Source organism: Micromonospora sp. NPDC050417 (genome assembly GCF_044458865.1).
In the GTDB taxonomy this organism is placed as follows: domain Bacteria; phylum Actinomycetota; class Actinomycetes; order Mycobacteriales; family Micromonosporaceae; genus Micromonospora_G.
This window is the reverse complement of record NZ_JBITIH010000049.1, coordinates 1-16,505: the sequence shown is the minus strand read 5'-3', so window position 1 is coordinate 16,505 and position 16,505 is coordinate 1. Positions and strand designations below refer to the sequence as shown.

At 67.7% G+C, this 16,505-nt stretch carries 17 protein-coding genes; 7 read left to right on the top strand and 10 right to left on the bottom strand.

Features of this window, described 5'->3' with window-relative positions; translation table 11 throughout:
* Positions 1–300 precede the first annotated feature (300 nt).
* The 5 genes from ACIBF5_RS32330 to ACIBF5_RS32310 all read right to left on the bottom strand — a co-directional run bounded on the left by ACIBF5_RS32330 (position 301) and on the right by ACIBF5_RS32310 (position 5,163).
* A complete protein-coding gene (locus ACIBF5_RS32330; RefSeq protein ID WP_396816689.1) occupies positions 301–747 on the bottom strand; it encodes an NUDIX domain-containing protein in 447 nt (148 codons plus the stop codon).
* Positions 748–883: 136 nt separating this feature from the next.
* On the bottom strand, positions 884–1,330 hold the full coding sequence (locus tag ACIBF5_RS32325) for an NUDIX domain-containing protein (RefSeq protein ID WP_396816688.1): 447 nt from the start codon (positions 1,328–1,330) through the stop codon (positions 884–886).
* A gap of 34 nt (positions 1,331–1,364) precedes the next feature.
* Positions 1,365–2,444, bottom strand: a complete 1,080-nt coding sequence (locus ACIBF5_RS32320; protein WP_396816687.1) for an aldo/keto reductase — start codon at positions 2,442–2,444, stop codon at positions 1,365–1,367.
* Positions 2,432–4,468 carry a B12-binding domain-containing radical SAM protein gene (locus ACIBF5_RS32315; RefSeq protein WP_396816691.1) on the bottom strand — a complete coding sequence of 679 codons (2,037 nt, stop codon included), beginning with the start codon at positions 4,466–4,468 and terminating at the stop codon, positions 2,432–2,434. The genes ACIBF5_RS32320 and ACIBF5_RS32315 overlap by 13 nt, the downstream gene beginning before the upstream one ends.
* A 284-nt stretch (positions 4,469–4,752) precedes the next feature.
* A complete protein-coding gene (locus ACIBF5_RS32310) occupies positions 4,753–5,163 on the bottom strand; it encodes a hypothetical protein (protein ID WP_396816686.1) in 411 nt (136 codons plus the stop codon).
* A 491-nt stretch (positions 5,164–5,654) separates the two neighbouring features.
* Here ACIBF5_RS32310 and ACIBF5_RS32305 point away from each other — a divergent pair, with 491 nt between their 5' ends.
* The 3 genes from ACIBF5_RS32305 (at position 5,655) to ACIBF5_RS32295 (ending at position 8,425) form a co-directional block, all read left to right on the top strand.
* Positions 5,655–7,589 carry an ABC transporter ATP-binding protein gene (locus tag ACIBF5_RS32305; protein WP_396816684.1) on the top strand — a complete coding sequence of 645 codons (1,935 nt, stop codon included), beginning with the start codon at positions 5,655–5,657 and terminating at the stop codon, positions 7,587–7,589.
* An 81-nt stretch (positions 7,590–7,670) separates the two neighbouring features.
* Positions 7,671–7,934 (top strand): hypothetical protein, encoded by a 264-nt coding sequence (locus tag ACIBF5_RS32300; RefSeq protein ID WP_396816683.1) that lies wholly within the window; start codon positions 7,671–7,673, stop codon positions 7,932–7,934.
* Between the two features lie 68 nt (positions 7,935–8,002).
* Positions 8,003–8,425 (top strand): NUDIX domain-containing protein, encoded by a 423-nt coding sequence (locus ACIBF5_RS32295; protein ID WP_396816690.1) that lies wholly within the window; start codon positions 8,003–8,005, stop codon positions 8,423–8,425.
* Between the two features lie 285 nt (positions 8,426–8,710).
* On the opposite strand, the gene ACIBF5_RS32290 is transcribed toward ACIBF5_RS32295, so the two are convergent.
* Genes ACIBF5_RS32290 through ACIBF5_RS32280 form a run of 3 tightly spaced genes read right to left on the bottom strand, consistent with a single transcriptional unit; the run spans position 8,711 to position 11,880 of the window.
* On the bottom strand, positions 8,711–9,193 hold the full coding sequence (locus ACIBF5_RS32290) for a PPC domain-containing DNA-binding protein (RefSeq protein WP_396816682.1): 483 nt from the start codon (positions 9,191–9,193) through the stop codon (positions 8,711–8,713).
* Positions 9,186–10,271 carry an asparaginase gene (locus ACIBF5_RS32285; RefSeq protein WP_396816681.1) on the bottom strand — a complete coding sequence of 362 codons (1,086 nt, stop codon included), beginning with the start codon at positions 10,269–10,271 and terminating at the stop codon, positions 9,186–9,188. Before ACIBF5_RS32285 ends, ACIBF5_RS32290 begins: the two co-directional genes overlap by 8 nt.
* A 52-nt stretch (positions 10,272–10,323) precedes the next feature.
* Positions 10,324–11,880 (bottom strand): helix-turn-helix transcriptional regulator, encoded by a 1,557-nt coding sequence (locus tag ACIBF5_RS32280; RefSeq protein WP_396816680.1) that lies wholly within the window; start codon positions 11,878–11,880, stop codon positions 10,324–10,326.
* A 347-nt stretch (positions 11,881–12,227) separates the two neighbouring features.
* On the opposite strand from ACIBF5_RS32280, the gene ACIBF5_RS32275 reads away from it, so the two are divergent.
* From ACIBF5_RS32275 to ACIBF5_RS32265, 3 genes are all read left to right on the top strand, one after another.
* Positions 12,228–12,368 (top strand): hypothetical protein, encoded by a 141-nt coding sequence (locus ACIBF5_RS32275; protein WP_396816679.1) that lies wholly within the window; start codon positions 12,228–12,230, stop codon positions 12,366–12,368.
* Positions 12,369–12,899: 531 nt separating this feature from the next.
* Complete coding sequence (locus ACIBF5_RS32270; RefSeq protein WP_396816678.1) at positions 12,900–13,223, top strand: hypothetical protein; 324 nt, start codon at positions 12,900–12,902, stop codon at positions 13,221–13,223.
* 280 nt (positions 13,224–13,503) lie between these two features.
* Positions 13,504–13,833: a hypothetical protein gene (locus ACIBF5_RS32265; protein WP_396816677.1), complete on the top strand. Its 330-nt coding sequence runs from the start codon at positions 13,504–13,506 to the stop codon at positions 13,831–13,833.
* A gap of 44 nt (positions 13,834–13,877) precedes the next feature.
* Here ACIBF5_RS32265 and ACIBF5_RS32260 read toward each other — a convergent pair whose 3' ends face one another.
* Positions 13,878–14,336, bottom strand: a complete 459-nt coding sequence (locus ACIBF5_RS32260) for a hypothetical protein (protein ID WP_396816676.1) — start codon at positions 14,334–14,336, stop codon at positions 13,878–13,880.
* Between the two features lie 354 nt (positions 14,337–14,690).
* The gene (locus ACIBF5_RS32255; protein WP_396816675.1) at positions 14,691–15,689 is read right to left on the bottom strand and encodes an RNA polymerase subunit sigma-70; all 999 of its coding nucleotides are present in this window, start codon (positions 15,687–15,689) and stop codon (positions 14,691–14,693) included.
* A 198-nt stretch (positions 15,690–15,887) separates the two neighbouring features.
* Here ACIBF5_RS32255 and ACIBF5_RS32250 point away from each other — a divergent pair, with 198 nt between their 5' ends.
* The gene (locus tag ACIBF5_RS32250; protein ID WP_396816674.1) at positions 15,888–16,385 is read left to right on the top strand and encodes a YcxB family protein; all 498 of its coding nucleotides are present in this window, start codon (positions 15,888–15,890) and stop codon (positions 16,383–16,385) included.
* Positions 16,386–16,505: the final 120 nt, after the last annotated feature.

Here is a 16,505-nt window from a genome sequence, read left to right as displayed (position 1 = left end):
ATTCGGGTGGATAACTCCTCGGCACGTCTCTCCTCAACGAGCGAAACGCACGAAAGTCAACCAAACCGACTCCACCGAACCCGGGGAACATCAGAAGCTCCATGAGAACGGGGGTGGCTCAGGGCCTGCGAATATCGCTCCGATAAGAGTGCATTTTCCTGATCGTTGTCGCACCCGCTGAACCAGCCCACGTCGACGCGGTCGCCGTGCTGCCCGAGAGCCGTCCGGGCGTTGCCGACAGATGTCACCAACGGCCGACGGATCGCGCTACCCGAACCGGGGCCAAGACATGTCCGTTGGTTACCAGCCATCCAAGGCGAAGGGGCGGCCCTCGCTGAAAGCCTGGACGCAGGCCGTCGTGTATGGGTAGGTGTTCGAGGGCAGCAGCGCTGTTGGAAACCATTCGATCTTGGCGCACTTGTGCGGTTCTGCGTTGAAGGGCAGCCCATGGCGGCCGGGGTCGTGTGGCACAGCGAAGACGAGGCCGATGCGGGCGTGTCCGGCGGAATTGCGGTGGTGCACCGTGGCGGCCAGCCGTAGCTCGTCCGGAGAGAGCCGCAGGCCGATTTCCTCGCGGGCCTCGCGGATCACGGCGCTGATGGCGTCCTCGTCGGGTTCGAGCTTGCCGCTTGGCAGGTTCCACTGCCCGTCGGCGTAGCCGGTGCCGTCGCGTAGCGCGAGGAGCACCTGGTCGGCGTCGGTGAGGAGGAGCAGTACGTCGACCGGGTGTGTGGGAGGTGCGGGCATGCTGGCGCACGGTAGCCGGCTGGCGAGCGCGACGCGGGTTGCCCCGCCGACGATCGAGGCGACCACGCGAGCCGGGATGTCGAAACTTTGTGTCGAGGCTGTTCGACACTGACACGATCCTGTCAGGCGGAGGCTGTTACCAGCCGTGGATCGAGAAGTTCTCTTTCTCTCTGTGCAGGCGGACGACTTCCTGGGTGTACGGCATGGTCGGGTTGGGCAGGTTGTCGGGGGCGTACCAGGCGAGCTGTGCGCACTTTTCTGGTTCGATGTTGCGCGGTTCGCCTTCCCAGCCGGTGGCGAGGAATGCGAAGCCGATGCGGGAGTCGCGGTGTGGTGGCAGGTGGTGGGTGACGCCGATGAAGGTGAGGTGTCGGGGTAGGAGCGTGATCCCGGTTTCCTCGGCTACCTCGCGGATGGCCGCGAGGGTGACGGGCTCGCCGTCGTCGACCTTGCCGCCGGGGACGGACCAGTGTCCGGACAGGTAGATGCCGCCGGCGCGTTCGGTGAGCAGGATGTCTCCGTCCGGGCGTTGCAGCAGGATCAGCACGTCGACGGGGAAGCGGTGCGGTGGTGCTTCGGTCATGAGGGTTCCTCGCGGGTAGTTGGTTCTTTGCGGGTTAGGCGTCGGCGGTGCCGAACGCCTCGTCGAGACGGGTGCGGATTCGGTGTCCGGCGGCTGCCAGCACGGCGATGTCCTCGCTGGTGAGCGATGTTGCGAGGCTGGTGTTGGTGGTGATCTGGCCGGCGTTTCGGAAGCCGATCAGGGCTACCGTGTCGTGGGATGTGGCTAGGGCGTAGCCGATGGCGACGCGGGCGAGGTCCGCGGGGGTGCGCCCGAAGCGTGTGCGGATCTGTTCGGACTTGTCCCAGATGATTCGTCGTCCGAGGGGGGAGAACCAGTGGCGGCGTTGTCGGTGGTCGCCGGGGCCGAACAGCGGGCCGATGCCGTGGTGGTGGACGAGTAGCCCTTGGGCGAGGACTTGTTTGATCAGGACGTCGACCTGGTGTTGGCGGGCGAGGTCGAAGATCGTTGTCTCGCCTGGCTGGTAGGTGGGGCTGAGGAGGTTGTGCCGGACGGCTACGACGTCGGGCCGGATTCGGTCGAACAGGTGAAGGAACCGGCGGGCCGAACGACCTCTCGCGGTGCCGGGTTCGGTTGCCCACTCGACGGCGAATTCGTGGGGTGCCCGCATGCTGATCGCGCGGATGAGTCCTTCCCGCTGGAACTGGCGCATTTGGTCGACCGCCGCGTCGAGGTACTCGTCTTCCTTGCCGAAGTTCCCGCTGTGGAAGGCGTAGATGTCCAGGTGGTCGGTACCGAGGCGGGTGAGGGACGCGCGCAGTTGGCGGAGCATCCGGTGTGGCTCGTAGGGGTGACCGTCGCGGGCGTCGTATCCGGTTTTCGAGGAGATCAGTATCTGGTCGCGGGGCACCTCGGCGACCAAGATCCCGAGACGACGCTCGCCGTCGCCGTGGCCGTACACGTCGGCGGTGTCGAACAGTCTTATGCCGGCCTGCCAGGCGGCGCGGAGCGCGCGGCTGGCGGTGTCGTCGTCGATGGGTGCCCAGCCGACGGCGACTCCGCCGTTCGCGCACGGGCCGGCGAGGGGCCAGCAGCCGGCGGCGAGCGCCGGTATGGTCCGGCCGAGCCGGGTCAGGGTCCGCTGCGGTAGCCGGGTCGGAGTCAGGTGCCGCATGGGTCCGCCGCGTTGATGAGCTGCCACCCGCTCGGTGCGTGCCACCGGGCGTACTCGGTGCGCAGGATGTGCGCGGCGTCTGCTGGCAGGATCGTCGCTACCGCCTCGACGGTGCTGGTCATGCGGTGACGTAGGTCGTCGAGGCCGTGGGTCATCGCTGCCAGCAGGTCGGCGTCGAGCGCGTCGGTGCGGGGGATGTCGATGGTGTACCGGTCGATGTGGTCGAGCATACGGCCGAGCAGCGTATACGCGGCGTCTTTGATGACGACCCGCGCGCCTCGGACCTGCCGTCGGGGTTCGCCGTCGAGGAGCTTCTCCAGGCTCTTGAGGGTGTAGTCGAGGGGGAAGTGCCGGTCGACCCAGAGTTGCGCGTGGTGCGAGGTTCGGCCGATGCGCCAGTCGGCGAAGTCCGCGTCAACGCGACCCATGGAGGGTCGTACGGCCCCGGCGAGGCCGGCGGCTTCGACACGGCGGGTGTAGGCCGCGCCGATGAGGCACTCCATCGAGACCAGCATGTAGGAGATCCCGGTGTGCAGCGGCTGGCCGGTGCTGTGGGCCGCGACGAACGCCTCGTCGTGGACGCCGTCGACGATCGCTTCGACCGGCAGCTGCGGCAGGGGCCGCAGCAGCAGGTCGGTGCGACCTTGGAATGCGTAGCTTGCGGCCAACTCGTCACGGTTCATGAGCTGGTCGAAGGTGATGTAGGTGAGGCGGGTAGGGATGCCCAGCGCGGAGAGCGTGCGGATGGCCAGTGCGTTCTGCTCGGCGGTGGTCTCCTTGTTGAACCGTTCGAGGATCGAGGTGACGCCGGACTCGACGCCGAAAAGCATGCGGCGCAGCCCCAACTCGCACAGGCGGCGCCACATCCCGGCACGGTCGATGTGCCAGGCCCGGTCCTGACGCGGGTCGACCACCTGGTCCACTCGGCACGACGACTCCCACCGGAATCCGGCCCGGTGCACGGTCGCCGCGACGTTCAACGCCCGGCTCGGCGCACCAGCGTCGCCGCCGATGAACTCCTCGTCGACGAGGAAGAGGGTGCGGGAGATGTCCGGGTGCCGGGCGAACACCTCACTCATCGCGGCCAGGATGTCCGGGAGGCTCTCCGGTGCGGCACCGGACCACTGGCCCTTGTGCCCCCGTGGGCAGAAGGAGCACGAGTTCGTGCACCCACGAGACGTTTCCAACTGGGCGACGCCTCGGTGGGTGAACGTCAGGTCCAGCAGGTCCAGCTCCGGCAGCGGATCGGCCTGTGCCCGGTTTCCGACGGTGGCGGTCCTGCGGCGCGCGACCTGGAGTAGGCCGGCACCGGAGGTCCTGGCGCCGCTGGTGTAACCCACTCCCCGGATTTCTGTTGGCCCGATGTCACCGTGCCAGTGGGCGATGGCGTCCTGCACGGTTGGTTCTCCCGCACCGCGAGCGATGAGCAGACCGGGGTAGCGGTGGAGGAGCAGACGCTCGTTACGGGCGGTCAGGCTGCCTCCGGCAAGGACCATCGGCGGGTACTCGGCGGCGAACACCGCGTCGAGCAGTTCGGTGAGGAGGTCGTGTTGCCCGAAGGTGGCGCTGACGCCGAGGATGTCCGGCCGATCCTGCTCGACCCTGGCGAGGATGTTGTTCATGGTGACACCGAGTTGCATGTCCATAAGCTGCACCTGACCGGCCAGTGTTTCTCGTGCTGCCCGGGCGAGGTCGGAGATGCCCAGCGGGAACCGGGGCAATGGGAAGATCTCTGGTCGGTACAACGCCGTGAGGAGTACCCGAGGGCGCAGCAGCCTCTGGACCCCCTCTGCCGTGATCGTCGCCGACGACAGCCACGACCCGGGGCTGTCCAGGGCAATGTGGGCACTCGCCCAGGCCGGCCAGACCCGAGTGTCGTGCGGGCGACCGGACAGGTCCGCCACCGTCCATCCGCCCTCGGCGCGCTCGGCGATGACGAGTCGCCGCTCGACCGTCCCGGTGATCATCACCTGGCCGGGCATGATCCCGGTCAGAGCCGTCCGCACGACGTGCGGTTGCTCCATCGGCAGGTCCGCGAAGCTGTCATCCGGCGGTGCGCCACCGCTGCGCCGGACCGCGGTCAGCAGCCGCGAACGGCCGATCAGCGAGGTTGTCACCTCCTGGTCAAGCATCCCGCGCCACCCCTCCCGCCCAGGTCGCTTGCACCCAGGTGCTGCCCGGCCGCGGCAGACGGACACAGCCCGTAGCGAGGTCGGGAACCCATCGGTCATCGCCCGGCGCCGCAGCGATTCGTTCGACACGACGCGTGTCGGATGCGCCGCCCAGGACCGCGGAGTGGTCGAAAGCCTCACCGAACGAGCAGGATGGCGGCAGTAGCAAGCTGCCGGCGCGCCGCGCGTAGGTCCGCCGGGTCGACCCTGTCCCGCGCGGCGTCCCGTACAACCTGGACGAGGTGCCAAACGGCGGAAGCAACTCGGTGCCAACCGAGCGCCCAGACGGCGGCTGGGACGCGACCGCGATCGGTGTTGGTGGCGGGATCGCCACCGCAGGCGATGTACCCATTGATCAGCCTTTCGAGGGAGTGCTGGCTCGGCGCGTCGCGGGTGCCGTACCAGGAGGCGAGATCGAGTAGTCCGGGCCCGGTGTGTGCCAGGGCGAGGTCGAGGTCGACGAGGTGCCGGCCCGCCGGCCCGATATGAATCGCGCTGGGGTTGGGATCGGGCGAGCCCGGTGGCCGAGCCTCTCTGGCGTCGACCACCGCACCCGGTTACGACGTACTAAATCCCTGCCGCATCGATGTCGAACACCCTCGACACGAGATTTCGACACGGGTCCTCGGAACCCGTGGTCGACAGGTCAGGCGCCGGGCGCGCAGTACGCCGAGTAGCCCAGTACGTCTCCGTCGGTATCCGCGATTCGCTCATCGTCAACGTGGATGCTGCGCCAGCTGGGGTGTCGGAATCTCGTGTCGAGGGTGTTCGGCACCGATGCGGAGGTGTGGGCTGGGTGTTGCTCTGCTTCCGGTGCATCTGGATCGGTAGTCCAGGCCGTTGTTTGAGACACCCGTTCGACACGCCGGTAACTGCGTGACTCGGTCTGATTACGACCCGTAGGCTCCGGGGGTCCGCCCCCCTGAGAACTGAGACGTCGCCTACTTCAACATCCACCTCCCGGCGGCATGCCGGGCGATCAGTGCTGCCCGAAAGTCATTCGCCCCCGGCCGAGGCCGCCACCGCCTGAGGAGACTTTGTGGAGACCGTGATCCGCCCCCGTCAGCCCTCCGACCAGGACGAGACCATCAGCGACGAAGCAGATCAGGTCCTGCCGGAGCTGGAGGACCCCGACTGGATGCACCACGCCCGGCAAGTCGCCCAGACCAGTTTCTGGGCGGTGGCGCGGCGTCTTCCCCGCCTGGTGCGAGAAGCGATCGGTGTGGCGTGGGCGACCAACCGTCGGGACACAGTCGCGTCGATCGGCCTGAACATCGCGGCCGGGGTGATGACGACCTTCGGGCTCTTGGCCACCACGAGCGTCCTGACGGAGCTGTTCGCTGCCGGGCCGACCCCAGACCGGGTACGCGCGGCCGTGCCTGCCCTGCTGGTCGCCGCCGCGGCGGCGATCGCCAAGGGCGGCCTGTCGATCGCCGCCGGGTGGGCGCAGGCCCGTCTGATGCCGCAGATCAACTACCGGGTGGAGCTGCGGATGTTCGAGGCCACCACGGCGGTCGACCTGGCCGCGTTCGACGATGCCGGGTTCGCTGAGGAGATGGACCGGGCCAACACCCGAGGCGTGCGTGAGGCCGCCTCGATCGTGTACGACTCCGTCAACCTCATCACCGGTGTTGTCGGAGTCCTCGCCACCGCCGCGGCCGTAGCGGTGATCCAGCCGATCCTCTTGCCCTGCCTGCTGCTCGCGGCCGTTCCGGAGGCGATCACCGCGGTCCGGATCGCCCGTCGCCAGTACCTCAACATGTTGGCACGGATCACCCGCCGCCGCCGGATGTCGATGCTCGCCCATCTGATGGCCAACCGCTATACCGCCGTCGAGATCCGCGCCTACCAGATGCGCGAATTCCTCCTCGGCGAATACCGGCGGATGATGTCCCTGGAAACCCGGGCGGATCTCGATCTGGTCCGCTCACAGACCACCACGAGGATCTTCGGCGCCTCGATCGCGGGACTGGCCAGCTTCGCCGTCTACGCCGTACTCGGCGGCCTGCTGCTGACCGGCTGGGTCGCCCTGGCCGCCGCCGCGACCGCTCTACTGGCGTTGCAGACCGCGCACTCCAGCCTAGGCGTCACTGTCTTCGCGACCAACTCACTCTACGAGGACGCCCTCTACTACCAGGACTACCGGGACTTCCTCGACCGTGCCCACACCCGCATCCGGCCGCGCGGTGAGAAGGCCACCAGCGGCTTCGACACCATCGAACTCGACCGGGCCAGCCTGCGGTACCCCGACACCGACACACCGGCCGTCAACGACGTCAGCCTCAGCGTCCGACGCGGGCAGGTGATCGCATTGGTCGGGGAGAACGGCTCCGGCAAAACCACCCTCGCCAAGATGATCGCCGGCCTCTACCGGCCCACCTCCGGTGTCATCCGCTGGGACGGCATCGACACTGAGGAACTCGACCCTGACAGCCTCGGCTCACACGTCGCGGTAATGACACAGGAGTGGTGGAAGTTCCCCTTCACCGCACGCCAGAACATCCTCATCGGGCGACACGACCGAGCCTCGCACCGACACGGGCCAAGCATGGAAGACGCCGCCCGGGCCGCCGCCGCCCACGACATGATCCTCGACCTGCCCCACGGGTACGACACGCTGCTTGACCGCGAGTTCAAGAACGGCCACGACCTGTCCGGCGGCCAGTGGCAACGACTCGTCGCCGCCCGCAGCCTGTACCGCGACGCCCGCCTCCTTGTCTGCGACGAACCCTCCGCCGCCCTCGACGCCCGCGCCGAACACGCCATGTTCCAGCACCTCCGCCCGCACCCCGACCGCCTGATCGTCCTGATCACCCACCGGCTCGCCAACGTCCGGCACGCCGACCAGATCTTCGTCATGCGCGACGGCCGGCTTATCGAGCAGGGCAACCACGACGAACTGATCGCGCGGGACAGCCTGTACCGCGAACTGTTTGACCTGCAAGCCGCCGGCTACGTAAGCAGGGTGAATTGAAACGAAAACGACCCTATCCGCATAAGGAAGCGAATGCCCGTGAAGCGGGACCGGGGCGGGTGCTGACGCGGCCTGAAGGCGATGGCCGTCGGGTACCGGACGGCGCACCCGAACGTCAGGGCGGAGGATCTACTCGCTGTCGTCCAGGCATGGGTCTGCTACACGGCCAGCTCGGTCTACCCCTACGAGGAACTGCTCCTCGGACAGGGGTTGCTGCCCGAACAGCTACAGGTGTACGCCAGGGATCGACAGGAGGTACTGGTTGCCGTCATGGGCGATATCACCGCCCCGACAGAGGCCCTGCGTGAGGGAATCGCGATACCTCGTGAGGCAATGCGCCCGTAAGTAGAAATTGCTGCCATGGTCAGCAGTGTGGTCTTCGCCGTCGCCCCTCAAGAAGACGTGAGGTGGTCATGATCCAGCGTCGGCGAGCCGCTGCGGTGGTCGTACGCGGAGACCGGCTGTTGATGGTGCGGGAGCGCGGCCGCGGTCCTTCTGGCCGTCACGATGGTCAGGAGTACTGGACGTTGCCGGGCGGTGGGATCGCCGTCGGTGAGACAGCGGAGGACGCGGTGCGGCGCGAGGTTGTTGAGGAGGTTGGTCTTCGGCCCTTGGCCGTTCGGTATCTGCTCGACGTGCCGTACCCGTCGGGGCTGACGTCCTGCTTCGCCGTGGAGGTGGCCGACGGCGAGCCGACCTTGGGTAACGACACGCTCCCCTGCGACTGCCCCGTCATGGTTGGTTTGGACTGGGTGCCTCTGCCGCAGCTTCAGACTGAGACGCCGGGGCTGCCTATCCCGACGATGATCGTCGTTTGGGATCCATCGATGCGATAGCCGTCGGTGAAGGGCCGGCCGCCGGCTGCTCTCGCGAGCAAGTGCCTACACGAGGGTTTTCACGTTTTCGGCGATCTCGTGCGGGGACGGCATGTGTTCGATCTCGGGGCGCACTCGTTCTGCGGCGGCGACAGGCATCAAGTACCTCTCTCAGTTGCCTTTCGGTCGGGCTGCCGTCTCGGTAGAGCGCCTTGGTGGATCGTAGTGCGCGATTGCTTGCGGCAGGCCGAGACTTTCTGTGGTGTGTGGATCGGCTGTGAGGCGGCAACCCGGGTGGGAAGGGTTTCAGGCTGTTCCATGCGATGTTTGGTGGCCGAAGCGTAGTTGCGGGACCTCGTAGAGGTCGGGGTTCGGTAGGCGGAGCATGGTCGGTTGGTCGATTTCGATGATGAGCATTTCGGTGAGGAACTGGACGGTGGCTGCGAGGAGGTGGCTGGTGTGGGCGGTGGCGCTGTTTTCCTTCAGGCCGACGGTGATGTGGATGTGGGGTTTGATCGTTTGGGTGGTCCCGTCCCAGGCGATGGTGCCGCCGCCGAGTGCCTCGATGTTGGTCAGGTCGACGTGTGACCACACGGGGGCGTCGGGGTTGTCGAGGCGTTGGCAGGTGCCGACGATCTTGGCTGTGGAGAGGCCGGCGATGAACATGGGGATGTAGCCCTGTTTGATGCCGTGGGCGCGACAGGTGTCGGTGAGGGCGGTGAAGAAGTCGTCGCCGTGGTCGAAGACGACGCCGATCATGCGTCCTGGAGTGAGTTCGTGGCTACGCATCCACAGCTTCCGTCTCCAGTAGATCATCAGTGTTGGTGGGTGTCGGCCAGGGCCATGTGGTGGGGTCGGCGAGCCCACCCGCGGTGGCAACTCCGGTCGCGATGTCCTGCGGTTTCGCCTGAGCGGTGAGGAGAGTGCGGAGCAGGATGCGGGCCTTGTAGGGGTGTAGCCAGCCGGCGGGGATGAGACCGCGGGCGAGGAGGTCCTGCTCTGAGCCGGGGAAGCCGTAGGTATGGGTGAAGGTCGGTCCGGCCGGAGTGCGTGAGGAAAGGATCACTGGGATCCGTCCGGCGAGGTCGGTGAGGGTGGTGACGAGGGGTTCGGGGACGTGTCCGACACCGAAACCGGCGACGACGAGCCCATCGACGTGCGGGCCGATGGCGTCCAGGAGAGCGACGTCGTCGTCGAGCGTGACGGTGTAGAGGCCGACGTTGGCGTGCTCGGCGGGGTCGGGAGCGGGAATGGTGAGCCGGTACGGCAGCCGGGTCAGTAGCCGCACCGTGCCTTCCAGGACGTAGCCGAGGGGACCGGTGTCGAGGGACCGGAACGTGGCCCCGCTGGTGGAGTGGGTCTTGGTGACCCAGCGGGCGGCGTGGATCTCATCGGCGAGGACGACGAGGCAGCCCTGCTCGCGGGCGGTCGGGGATGCGGCGGTCTGGATGGCGGCGAGGAGGTTGGCGGGCCCGTCCGCTCCGGCGAGGGTGGGGTTGCGCATCGCGCCGGTGACGATCAGGGGTTCGGGCCGGCGGTGCAGCAGGTCGAGCAGGTACGCGGTCTCCTCGATCGTGTCCGTGCCCTGGGTGACTACCACCCCGGTCGCACCCGTCTCGAGTTCGCGGGTGGCTGCGGCGGCAAGCTCGGCGATGTCGGAGAAGGTGAGTGAGGCACCCGGGCGGCGACGGAAGTCCACCACCTCGATCTCGATCCCGGTCTCGGCCAGTCCAGGCACGGCGTCGACGAGCTGACGGGCGGACAGCGTAGGGCCGACACCGTCGCCGTTGCTGCTGGTCATGGCGATGGTGCCGCCGAGGCCGAACACCACCACCCGCGGCACGGGCGTTCTCGAAGTCGAGGGCACGCAGGATCCTTCCGACGGTTACGGCTGTGGGCGGTGGTGCCCGGGGAGCCTATTACGGGAGAGCGCCGACGAAGCGACACGCCTGGTCGACGCCGTCAAGGGACAGCAGGCGACTGCGTGGCTCGGCCATCCCTGCCAGGCCATACTCGCCGAGTTCGGCGCACCGTCCCCGCAGCCAGGCCCAGTCGAGGTCTAGATAGTCGGCGAGGACGCACAGCCGGGAGCCTGCCGTGTCGGCGGCGATCACGGAATGGGCCCGCACATGCCCGACGGTGTCGCGGTACTCGGCCAGCGCGGACCGCTGATCGGTGACATCGACGTGCCAAACACCGTCCGCGCGGATCCAGCTCGCGACGATCGCCCGCCGCTGAGCCAGGACAAAGCCGGGCAAGGTGCCGTACTCGGCTTCGTCGGTGACCGCGACGTCGATGCCGAACGACTCCATCAACGCAACCGCCAGTAGCAGGAGGATCCGTTCCGACTCCGTCGACGCGGCTACGGCGGCCCGCGGCACGCAGAACATTCTCGTCGCCCGCTGGGAGCTGCTCGTGAACCGCGCCGCCGTCGTTTTTAGGTACCGGAACTTGTGCCCGAAGAGCAGCCAGGTGCTCGCCTCCTCGCCGTGCTGTTCCCGGGTCCAGAAGGTGGGGATCTCGGTGAGGCTGCCGGAGTGGCGGCTGATGTGGTCGGCGCAGAACGCGGAGCCGAGCCACAGCCGCGACACCGTGTCGAGGTCCTGGGCGACGTCGCCGCTGACGGCAGATCTGGGTAGGTGGTTGTATTCAGCGGCGCTGGTTCGGGAGGCGTCCAGTCGGGCGTCGTCCAGCAGCAGCGAATGATCGAGGTTCGCCACCGCCCACAACACCGCTCCGCTGATCGCGTCGAGCCGGTAGACGCGGGGGATGAGCAGACGGGCGTCCTCGCCGTTGTCGACCAGCCGGCGGGATGCCTGGCGGCTGTCCAACGCGAACAGCCCCTCGCCAGTGGGTGCGGTGACCCGTCCGGCGACGAGACGACGCTGCACGGGACGCTGCCACGACCGGCCCGCGTCGGCGCGGCGAATCGTGGCGAGGATCCGCCCATCGTCGATCGCCGGATACACCTCCACCTCTACCGGCACGCCGGGGAAGTACCGCCCACCCGGCGCGGTGAGGGTCTGGCCCCTGTCGTCGGCGTCTGGTGCCGGGTCCAGCAGGGACGTGATCGCCAACGACAGGTCCCCGTCTGGTCGTTCGTCCACGGCGCCCCGCTGGTGAAGCGTCACGAGACCGGAACCAGTTTGCTCCGCGGCGCTGGCTGCCTCGGCGGCTGCGCCCCACCGCGCACGCCGCGCAGCCTCGGCCTGCTCCGCCTGGTACTGCGCATCCAGTCGGCGGTAGGCGTCGTAGCCGCTGAGCAACGTGCCGCCCGCGTTCAACAGCGCGTCGCATTGCTGCCAGAAGACCCGGTCCACCATCTGTCGGCCAGCTTCCACGTTCGCCACTGTGCTCCGGGTGCTGTGCACCCTTTGAGCAATGTCTTTCTGCAGGAGACGCTGCGCGTTGCGTAGCTTGGCGAGCCTCCGGCCGAGCTCATGCTTCGCGTTCTGGAGCTGTTGCGGATCGATCATGGGTGGCCCTTCGATCGCGGTCAGTCCGCGCAGTGCAACCTGCCCTCGTCAATGATGGTCGACAGACGGCGACCCGACCTTAACTGATCGCAACGGCGCACGTCAGCCCAGCACACCGCGTCCGCTCGTCACGAAATGCTGGGACGGCCAACATCCAGCCGGGCGGAGTCGGCCAGCCTCCAGGAGCAGGCCCTCAAGACATCAGCGATGTCGAAGTTCATGTCGAAGGTGTTCGACATTGGTCAACGAGCGTTGGGTAGAGAGCTCCAGAGTGAACCTCACCACCCTGGAGCAGTGCAATGCCCGAACCGGAGACAAGTGCTCCCCGCTGACGGCGCGACAATTCGATGAACCACGACGCGGTGCGCGTCGCTGCGTACGAGCGCGAGACGGCCTTGATCCTGCATCGGGAGATCCGGGCGGCGATCCTCATCGACCCTGGCGGCGAGGGCAACTTCGACCTCCAGTTGCTCCAGGGTCGGCCGTAACGTGGCCCAGCGCATTTCAAGTCCTCAATGGAGGGGTCGATGCAATTTCGGCGGGTTCCTCATGGACATGGAGCAAGCGTCATCTCGGGCGCCATATTCAGGGGGAAGCGCCATCTTCGTTGAAAACCTACGAGTGTGTGTAGGTTCTCAATTGAGATGTCGGCGCTGAGCGCTCTGACCTGGGGCGTAGCCGCAATTTCGCACTGACTTGTCGGCGGTTTCTTCTCACCGAGATGGCGCTTTCCCTGGCCTCGACTAACTTCGCAGGATCGGTTGACGGTCACGCCGCTGGGAGGGGATGCCGTACGCGTCGCCTAGTACGACAGCCCGGGATCGTTATTTAGATGCCGGTTGATGGACGAGCTGTCTCGCGTCGGCGGTAGCGGCTGGCCCGTCGCGCATGGCGCGGACGCTGTCCCGCGCCTTCCGCCGGATGGGCTTGCCGGCCGCGTCGATCCACTACGAGGAGTTCAACTTCAGCTGATCCCGGCTGCGGGCATCCGTGCGATAGCGTGTGGCCCCATGGGATCCGTGGACTTGGTCTTGGCCGTCGTGGTCGCCGCGGCCAACCTGGCTCTCGCTGCCGTGCTGCTCGCCAGGAGCCGTGGCGGCACCGCGGTGCCCCGGATCTTCGGCCGTCCGCAGCCCTTCCCGCGCCTGCGGGCCGCGATGCACGCCTGCCTGGGGCTGGGGATGGGCGTCGGCTGGCTCGTCAAGGACATCTTCCCGCCCCACTCCACGGGCGACACAGTGCTGTTCAACGTGATAAGGATCCTGCTGGTGGCTGGCCTCGTCACCGCCCTGCTGGTCGCCTTCCAGCACGCGCGACCCATCCGTGACGAGGCGGCCCGCTAGTGTGCCGCGCCGGAAATTCGCCGTATATATTGTGCGAGTGATTCGAGGATCTCTTCTGCGGTCTTGTTCCAGGTGAATGGTCGGGGGTTGGTGTTCCAGTCCGTGATCCAGGCGCGGATGTCGGCTTCCAGGGCTTGGACGGATTTGTGGGCGCCGCGGCGGATCTTCTGTTCGGTGAGGAACCCGAACCAGCGTTCAACCTGGTTGATCCAGGAGGATCCGGTCGGAGTGAAGTGAGTTCCCCCTGCTTTGATGGAGCGGTTGATGTTCCCCGGGTTTCATGGAGACAACTGAAAATCTTGTGGCAGCCGCTGGGCGCAGCGTAGATGCCGAAGGGTGGCTGGACGAGTTCGACAATGGGTTCGCGGCGATCGCTGGACGGTTCGGGCGGGTGGAGCCGCGTCGGCAGGCGCGGGCGTTCTTGCTCGGCTTGCGCCTTCCGACAGTCTCCATCAGCCCCGAGGAAGCTCGCGACTACGTCGGCTGGCTCGGCGGCCTCTGGGCAGTCGACGGGCCCGCCTCGGCACAGATCACTCGTGACCTTCTCGGATGGCAACCTGCCGGCCCCGGACTGATCGCCGACCTCCAGCAGGGCCACTACTTCTCCTGAGTGCGGGCCGGCCATCGTGCGGGGACCGGCGACGAGATGGGTGTTCAGTCGCAGCCGAGTGTCTGCGACGTGCGTGGCCAGGCCTCTACTCGCTGGGAATCCGGGTAGACCACGTACGCCAGGTTGTCGGAGTCGCTCGGCGCCAACCACAGTTGCTGCCCGTCCGGGCCGGTGTAGTCGGTGTTGCGGGCATCAGCCGGCAACACGGTGCGCGGGGCATAGGTGGCGCGCACCTCCGCACCGAAGCGCCCTGCGGGATCCCTGACGTACTGCCGGTTCGCCGTTGCGCCGGCCCGCCCCGGCAGTGGCCACTTGACGTGCAGAAAGGTCACGTCCTGCCATCCACAGTGCTCCGCGCCCGCGTACGACTCGACGGCCTTGTTCTGGTCGGCGTCGTTGCTCCAGTAGGCCACTTCAGCGCCGCCCGAACCGCAGGCCGCGACGACGAGAGCGCCGCCGATCAGCGTCCAGAGTCTGGGCCACCTGGTTCCGAAGCCGGACACTCGACCCCCTTCACCGGTGAGCTGCCAGGTTTCTGACTCGCATACCCGCTACTTGTGGTCCAGCGTATCGAGCTGCGACCGTCCGGGCGTGCTTCGGCGTCGGGTCTGGATCGGGCCGCTGTCCGGCGTTCAGTGGGGAAACGCGCGGGGGATACGCGCTGAGGAGTTCGTCGCGGAACGCTCGGATGCGCGCGGCAGAGTTCATCACCACACAATGATCAACGGCGCCCATGTTCTCCGAAGCTCCCGTTGCCGACTGCGACCGACATCATTAGGCAGCGGGTCCGGCCCGATGCCGGTCCGCGACCACCGCGACACGCGCGCCACCACACAACGCGAGCGTCCACACCGGGACTACTCCGTGCCGTCCGCCGGCAGGCACTCCGGCAGCCCGAGCCGCGGAAACTGGTCGTCGTGGAACGTGACGATCTCGGTGATCACCCCGCCGGTGACGCGCAGGACGTCGATCGTCAGCGGCAGGTACGCGCCCTCCCGCTTCCGCCACAGGTAGAAGGCGACGGCCGGCTGCCGGTTGACGGCGGTGGGGACGGCGCGCAGGTGCTTCAGGCCCTCAAAGCCGCTCTCGACCCAGTCCTTCACCACCGCGTCGCGGCCGACGTGCAGACCCGGTGTGGGCGGCATCGAGCAGCGGACGTCGTCCCGCAGCAGTGCGGCGAGCCCGTCGATGTCCGTGGCCACGCTGGCGTCGGTGTAGCGGCGTACCAGCTCGCGCGTTCCGGCGTCCTCCTCACTGCCGGTCCAGTCCTGCCGTTCGGCGGGCAGGTGCTCCCGCATGGCGGCGCGGGCCCGCTGCAGCGCGCTGTTCACGGAGTTGACGGAGTCGCCGAGGAGCTCCGCGACGTCCTTCGCCGGCCAGCCGAGCACGTCCCGCAGGATCAGCACGGCTCGCGGGCGCGGCGCGAGGTGCTGGACTGCGACCAGGTACGCCAGCTCGATCGTCTTCCGCGCGACGGCTACGGTCTCCGGTTCGTCCGCGTCGCCCGCGGGCAGCTCGTCGAGCAGCCGATCCGGGTAGGGCTGCAGCCACAGCACCTCGCCGCCGGTCGCGGGCTCCGGGCGACGCTTGGCGAGCAGGTCCAGGCAGGCATTGGTGGCGATCCGATACAGCCAGGCCCGGAACGTCGACCGCCCCTCGAAGGTCTCCCGCCGCCGCCAGGCACGGAGGAACGTCTCCTGCACGGTGTCCTCGGCGTCCTCGAACGACCCGAGCATCCGGTAGCAGTGCACGTGCAGCTCCCGCCGGTGCCGCTCCGCCAGTCCCGAGAACGCCGGCTCGTCGACCTCGCCCAGCCCGGCTCCGCCCAGTTCCTCCAGCCGCGTATCCGCACCCATCACGTCATCCTTCCGTCTCGTCGTGTCCTGTCACAGGTGTGACGGGTGCGGGCGCGACAACTCATCACCAGGGTCATGCCCTCCGGGAACACGCGAGGCGTCCTCATCTCCCGCCGACGACGGGCGGTCCCCGACGACCGGTCAGCGGGGCGCGGGTCAGGCGCTGTTCGGGGCGGGTGGGGGCACTATCGTTCTGGCGTGCACATCCGTTTTGACGTCCCGGCCGATCCCGCCTACCCAGGGCGCGTGGCCGCCGCGCTCAGCAGTGTTCGGCTACGTAAGTACGGTTACATCGGCGCGGTGCTGGCCGTCGTCGGGGCGACCGGTTTCGCCGTCTCGCAGGGGTTCGCGTGGGGCGACAAGATCTCGCCGCTGTGCTTGGCGCTGGTCCTGGGCGGCCTGCTGTCGATGCTCTACGCGCCGTGGGTGCGGATGCGCGCGCGGCGCCGCTCCGGTCGCTACGCCGTCGAGGGCGCCTACGACATCACCGACGACAACATCATGATGCGCAGCGGCTCGGAGTCCGGCGGCATTGCCTGGGACGGGGTCGCCCAGGTGACGGAGACCCCGGAGTTCTGGATCGTGTACGTCGGCCGGATGCCGGCGACCGTGATCCCACGCCGATTGATGTCCGCCGAGGACGCCGAAACGCTGCGGGCCTACATGGCCAAACGTGGTCTACTCCAGTCTCGGTGACCTCATTTGCCACCGTACGAGCGCACTAGACGAGTAAGTCCTATCTCTGGTCAGTGGTCGTAGGCGATCAGGGACCTGGTCACGGGTTGGCCGGTGGTCCGGTTGTGCCAGATGGCGGCG